The sequence below is a fragment of the Halomonas sp. 707B3 genome (assembly GCF_024158645.1).
GTDB classification, from domain to species: Bacteria; Pseudomonadota; Gammaproteobacteria; order Pseudomonadales; family Halomonadaceae; genus Vreelandella; species Vreelandella lionensis.
The window spans coordinates 1-2,758 of the sequence record NZ_JAMZBE010000246.1; the positions used below are offsets into that span (position 1 = coordinate 1).

General features: G+C 61.1%; 3 protein-coding genes. 1 reads left to right on the forward strand and 2 read right to left on the reverse strand.

Translation table 11 applies throughout. From position 1 onward, the window contains the following. Positions 1–841 (forward strand): low-specificity L-threonine aldolase (ltaE, locus tag BIS10_RS18180; protein ID WP_253507487.1); only part of this gene is annotated, 841 nt, incomplete at its 5' end. A gap of 16 nt (positions 842–857) precedes the next feature. Here ltaE and BIS10_RS18185 read toward each other — a convergent pair. After that, on the reverse strand, positions 858–1,469 hold the full coding sequence (locus BIS10_RS18185; protein WP_253507489.1) for a LysE/ArgO family amino acid transporter: 612 nt from the start codon (positions 1,467–1,469) through the stop codon (positions 858–860). A gap of 94 nt (positions 1,470–1,563) precedes the next feature. Then, positions 1,564–2,758, reverse strand: a 1,195-nt coding sequence (locus BIS10_RS18190; RefSeq protein ID WP_253507492.1) for an iron ABC transporter permease, incomplete at its 5' end; no start/stop codon positions are given.

Here is a 2,758-nt window from a genome sequence, read left to right on the forward strand (position 1 = left end):
CAGCGGCACCCAGAGCAACCTGGTGGGATTAATGGCCCACTGCGAGCGAGGCGATGAATATATCGTGGGCCAGAGCGCCCACACCTATCGCTATGAAGGGGGCGGTGCCGCCGTATTGGGCAGCATTCAGCCGCAGCCGATTGAAAACGCCCCAGATGGCAGCCTGCCGTTAGAAAAAATCGCCGCTGCCGTGAAAGCCGACGATTTTCACTTTGCTCGTACCCGGCTATTGGCGCTGGAAAACACCATTGGCGGCAAGGTACTGCCGACCGAATACGTTCAGCAGGCCACCGAGCTTGCACGCGCACACGGGTTAGCCACTCACTTGGACGGCGCCCGGCTCTTCAATGCCGCTGTCGCAACGGACACCTCACTAAAACAGCTCTGTCAGCCCTTCGACAGCGTTTCACTATGCTTTTCAAAAGGGTTAGGCACGCCGATGGGCTCGGCACTAGTGGGCTCTCAGGCATTGATCGACCGCGCCCGGCGCTGGCGTAAAGTAGTGGGAGGCGGAATGCGCCAGGCAGGTATTATTGCCGCCGCCTGCCAGCACGCGCTGGATCATCACGTAGCGGATTTGGCACACGATCACCGCCGTGCGGCCAGCTTGGCAGAAGGCTTGGCCGCCTTTCCCGCCATCGAGGTGACCTCACAGGACACCAATATGGTCTTTGTGCAGATCGACAAAGCGCATATCGCGCCGCTGGCCGCTTGGCTTAAAGAGCACGGCGTGCTGATAGAGCTGCTCTACGCGACGCGCATGGTAGTGCATCGCGATATCAACGACAGCGATATTGAACAGGTATTACATATCATCAAGCGCTACTTCGATCAGGCTTAACCGGGCGATTCGTCCCTTACAAAAGCGCCGAGCCGAGCGCGAGATGCACCGCGATGGCGGCCATCATCAGGCCAATCAGTCCATCGATGGTGCGCCAAGCGCCGGGGCGAGAAAGCCAGGGTGACAGCGCCGCGCCGCCCCAGGCCAGCAAGCTAAACCAGAGAATCGACGCCGTTGACGCCCCGGCGACGAACACACCGGCGCTCTCCTGCTGGGCACCAATGGCGGGAATTAACAGCAGCGTATCGAGGTAGACTTGCGGGTTGAGCACCGTCACCGCCAACGTAGCCAATAACACGCCGCGTAAGCTGCGCGCTTTGGCACTGTTGGCTTTTAAACCTTCGCGGCCGCTGGCAGCGCGCCATAGTGCTTGTGCGGCCAGCCAGCTCAAAAACAGCACGCCTACCCAGCGCATGGCTTCCATGGCATTGGGCATGGTGAGCAAAAACGCGCTGGCACCAAACATACCCGCTGTGAGCAGAATGATGTCCGCGCTCATACACAGCCCCGCCGACCACCAGTGATACTCGCGGCGAACGGCCAGCCCCAGCACATAGGCGTTCTGCGCCCCAATCGCCATGATAATGCCGCCGCACACCACTAAGCCCGTTAGGTAGCTTTCCAACATCGCCGCTCGCCTTATGCTTGAGTTAAGAAGGCGCTAGAGTAAGGGCAAGTCGGCATAACAAAAAATCATCTTGCTAATGGTGCATTAGCAAAGCTTATAAGCGCCGTAGCCCCCACATAAAGTAGGCCCCACCGATCAGCGAGGCCACTAAGCCTGCGGGAATCTCATAAGGGAACATGATTTGACGGCCTACCCAGTCGGCCAGCACCATCAACAGCATACCAATCAAGGCAGCGCCTACTAAGTGCTGGCGGGCGCGGGAGAAGCCCATTAGCCGAGCCATATGCGGGGCCAACAAGCCAATGAAGGAGAGCGGCCCCACCACTAGCGTGGCGCAGGCGGTGAGCACAGCGACCAGCAGCAGTAGCGCTAGGCGCGCACGGTTCAGACCAATGCCCAGCGAACGCGCTGTGGCGGCACCCAGCGGCATGATATCTAGCCAGCGAGTGAATGGCAGCGATATCAGCGCCAGTACCGCTGCGATTCCCCCCACGAGCAGCGCGCTGCCTACATCCACGTAATAAGTAGAGCCTGCCAGCCACGCAATAACCTGCTGGCCGCGCGGGTCACCGCCCGCCAGCAGCACGCTGCGCACCGCATCGAACAGCGCGCTAATCGCTACGCCGCTGAGCAGTAAACGCTCAGGCACAAAGCCACTCTTACGGTTGAGCGCTACCAGCACAAGCAGCGTCGCCAACGCCCCCAGCGTTCCTATCGCCACCAACAAGGCATTGCTGGGGGCGGGGAGCAGGTAGATCCCTAAAATCAGCGCAATGGCACAGCCACCGCTGATACCCAGCACTTCAGGGCTCGCCATGGGGTTAGCCGAAAGGCGCTGCAGAATAGTGCCCGCTATGGCCAGCATCAAACCGCTGGCCGCCGCCGCCATCACGCGCGGAAAGCGCCACTCGATCACGCCCCAGTTCGTCGGGGCGATGATGCTCCAGCCGTTGGCCCCTTGCCCCACCAAATGCCCCACCACCATGGCTGCCACCAGCGCTAGCAGTAGCCCTATCGCTAACCGATGGGGCGCGGCGTGGCGCGTGATCACCACGCCGGAGGACTGGGGAGGACGGTCGCCCTGCAGTTTAAGGCGCGGAATTAACCACATCAGCAGCGGTGCGCCTAAGGCGCCCGTCACGGCCCCGGTGGGAATCAGCGTCGCCACCATGCCGGAAAAGCGCTGCAGTAAGAGGTCCGTGGTGGCCAGCAGCACGGCGCCTAATAACGTCGACCAGAGCAAGCGCGCACGCAGCGTGCGTGCCCCCGCCATACGCACGATATTGGGA

What these genes read in the sequence shown, in the direction of transcription:
- BIS10_RS18185 (WP_253507489.1), bottom strand. Translation starts at nt 1,469, where the DNA reads ATGTTGGAAAGCTACCTAACGGGCTTAGTGGTGTGCGGCGGCATTATC.